This is a genomic window from Streptomyces sp. NPDC056948 (genome assembly GCF_042674225.1).
GTDB classification, from domain to species: Bacteria; Actinomycetota; Actinomycetes; order Streptomycetales; family Streptomycetaceae; genus Streptomyces; species Streptomyces purpurascens.
In genome coordinates this window covers 1-2,857 of sequence record NZ_JBHUQX010000694.1, presented here as the reverse complement: position 1 = coordinate 2,857, position 2,857 = coordinate 1, and the positions used below count along the sequence as shown (strand labels likewise).

At 67.9% G+C, this 2,857-nt stretch carries 4 protein-coding genes; all 4 read left to right on the top strand.

Translation table 11 applies throughout. The features are described 5' to 3' along the window. Window positions 1-220 (top strand): hypothetical protein (locus tag ACFTZL_RS43605; protein ID WP_382595804.1); only part of this gene is annotated, 220 nt, incomplete at its 5' end. Next, entirely contained in the window at window positions 220-513 is a 294-nt protein-coding gene (locus tag ACFTZL_RS43600; RefSeq protein WP_382595799.1) for a Dabb family protein, read from the top strand. The genes ACFTZL_RS43605 and ACFTZL_RS43600, both read left to right, overlap by 1 nt. Window positions 514-715: 202 nt before the next feature. Next, window positions 716-1,552, top strand: coding sequence for an RNA polymerase sigma factor SigF (locus tag ACFTZL_RS43595; protein WP_382595801.1), 837 nt, complete (start codon window positions 716-718; stop codon window positions 1,550-1,552). Between the two features lie 267 nt (window positions 1,553-1,819). Continuing rightward, window positions 1,820-2,722, top strand: a complete 903-nt coding sequence (locus tag ACFTZL_RS43590) for an RNA polymerase sigma factor SigF (protein ID WP_193482973.1) — start codon at window positions 1,820-1,822, stop codon at window positions 2,720-2,722. Window positions 2,723-2,857 lie beyond the last annotated feature (135 nt).

The window sequence follows — 2,857 nt, the reverse complement described above, 5'->3', positions numbered from 1 at the left end:
ATCATGTGCGCTGCATGGGACACCAGGGACAGGGGAGGCCGCGATGGCGGTGAACGCGAAGAAGGTCGCCGTCTACGTCGTCGTGGTCTTCGTGATGTACGTGATCGTCACGGACCCCAAGAAGGCCGCCGACTACGTCCAGATAGGGTTCCAGGGCATATCGGACGCCGCCGGGGCCCTCGGCGACTTCGCCACGTGGGTTGCGAACGGAGCAAAGTGATGATCCGCCACCTGGTCCTCTTCAAGCTCGACGAGGGCGTCGAGCGCGACGACCCGCGCGTCGTGAAGGGCGTCGAGGCCTTCCGCGCGCTCGACGGCGCGATCCCCGAGCTCCGCTTCTGGGAACTCGGCTGGAACATCAGCGACCGCCCCATCGCCCATGACTTCGCCATCAACTCGGCCTTCGACGACGCGGACGCGCTGCGCCGGTACGTGGAGCATCCCGACCACCAGGCGGGTGTCGCGCTGTGGCGCGAGTTCGCCACGTGGGTGATCGCCGACTACGAGTTCTGAGGCCCGCGGCCTCCTGCGCTTCGAGCCCCCCGTCGCTCCGACGGGGGGCTCTTCCGTGGTGCGTGCCGATGGATGACCCATTTCAACCCTCAACACGTGGTTATGGGGTGCTTGCACACAGTGGACATGTCTTGTGATGCTATGACCGCTTTTGATAGAAGAGTTGACTGATGGGTTGACGGATAACGAGGTGGAGTTGACCGTGCTGGCCAGTACTGCGCCTCAGGCACCCTCCTCTGCCCCGGAAACCCCCTCGGAAGCGACGCCCCAGCGCAGCCGTGGCGCCGACACCCGCGCCCTCACGCAGGTCCTCTTCGCCCAGCTCAAGGACCTCCAGCCGGGCACGCCGGAGCACGACCGGGTGCGCGGGGCGCTCATCGAGGCCAACCTCCCGCTCGTGCGCTACGCGGCCGCCCGTTTCCGCTCCCGCAACGAGCCGATGGAGGACGTCGTCCAGGTCGGCACCATCGGGCTCATCAACGCCATCGACCGCTTCGACCCGGAGCGGGGCGTGCAGTTCCCGACGTTCGCGATGCCGACGGTCGTCGGGGAGATCAAGCGGTACTTCCGCGACAACGTCCGTACGGTCCACGTGCCGCGCCGGCTGCACGAGCTGTGGGTGCAGGTCAACAGCGCGACCGAGGACCTGACCACCTCGTTCGGGCGCACGCCGACGACCTCGGAGATCGCCGAGCGGCTGCGCATCACCGAGGACGAGGTGCTGTCCTGCATCGAGGCCGGGCGGTCGTATCACGCGACCTCGCTGGAGGCCGCGCAGGAGGGCGACGGGCTGCCGGGGCTGCTGGACCGGCTCGGCTACGAGGATCCCGCGCTGGACGGCGTGGAGCACCGGGATCTCGTCCGGCATCTGCTCGTACAGCTGCCCGAGCGGGAGCAGCGGATTCTGCTGCTGCGGTACTACAGCAATCTCACGCAGTCTCAGATCAGTGCGGAGCTCGGCGTCTCGCAGATGCATGTCTCGCGGCTACTCGCGCGTAGCTTCCAGCGATTGCGGTCTGCGAACCGGATCGACGCGTAACCGCAAGCAGGAGCGAGAGGTCACCTGGGAGAGGGAATCGCTGATCAGGGCGTTCCCGGCGGTTGCGGGCCGACAGGTCGTCAGACCCCTTGTTTGCAGGGCGGATTCGCGTCTCAGATGTCGACATGTCACTACAGCGTGTTGCCGACATGTGACATTCTGCGGGAAGCGCGTTTGCCGGGGCTTCGGCGCCGGTATTCAGGTGAAGGCTGCGTTCCTCAGACGGGAGCGTTCGCCGCGACCGTCCCGCGACCCAAAGGGGGTGGCATGTCCGCAGAACAGGGCAGCTCGAAGGTGCTCACGCTCGCGGAGAGCGAGACAGCTCCCCATGCTCTCGACTCACTCGGCCCCATCGATGATGCTCCGGCACTGGCGGCCGAGCCCGTCCCGGCCCTGCCGGCTGCGGGCGCCATCGACACCCGCACCCTGTCCCGCTCCCTGTTCCTGCGGCTTGCCGCGCTCGACGAGGACAGCCCCGAGCGTGCCTACGTCCGGGACACGCTCATCGAGCTCAACCTTCCGCTCGTGCGGTACGCCGCCGCGCGGTTCCGGTCCCGCAACGAGCCGATGGAGGACATCGTCCAGGTCGGCACGATCGGGCTGATCAAGGCGATCGACCGGTTCGACTGCGAACGCGGGGTGGAGTTCCCGACGTTCGCGATGCCCACGGTGGTCGGGGAGATCAAGCGGTTCTTCCGCGACACGTCGTGGTCGGTGCGGGTGCCGCGGCGGCTGCAGGAGTTGCGGCTGGCGCTGACGAAGGCCAGTGACGAGCTCTCGCAGAAGCTGGACCGGTCTCCTACGGTCCCCGAACTCGCGGCCGTCCTCGGGGTGTCCGAGGAGGACGTCGTCGACGGGCTGGCGGTGGGGAACGCGTACACGGCGTCCTCGCTGGACTCGCCGGCGCCGGAGGACGACGGCGGCGAGGGGTCGCTGGCGGACCGGCTGGGGTACGAGGACACCGCGCTGGAGGGTGTGGAGTACCGCGAGTCCCTGAAGCCGCTGCTGGCCAAGCTGCCGCCTCGTGAGCGGCGGATCATCATGCTGCGGTTCTTCGCGAACATGACCCAGTCGCAGATCGGCGAGGAGGTCGGCATCTCGCAGATGCACGTCTCCCGCCTGCTGACGCGGACGCTGGCGCAGCTCCGTGAAGGGCTGATCTCGGACTGACGGACTGACGACGCGGGCGGCCCCACGGCTTCGTCGTGGGGCGCCTGCACGCCTACAGCTTCGTCGTGGGTCGGGGACGTGTCGGGGGGTGTCCGTCCTCGGAACGGCGCGATGGGGTCGGATACCGACTCACTG

Bases quoted from the DNA above. Each gene is read 5' to 3' on its own strand.
- ACFTZL_RS43600 (WP_382595799.1), top strand. From the start codon at position 220: ATGATCCGCCACCTGGTCCTCTTCAAGCTCGACGAGGGCGTCGAGCGC.
- ACFTZL_RS43590 (WP_193482973.1), top strand. From the start codon at position 1,820: ATGTCCGCAGAACAGGGCAGCTCGAAGGTGCTCACGCTCGCGGAGAGC.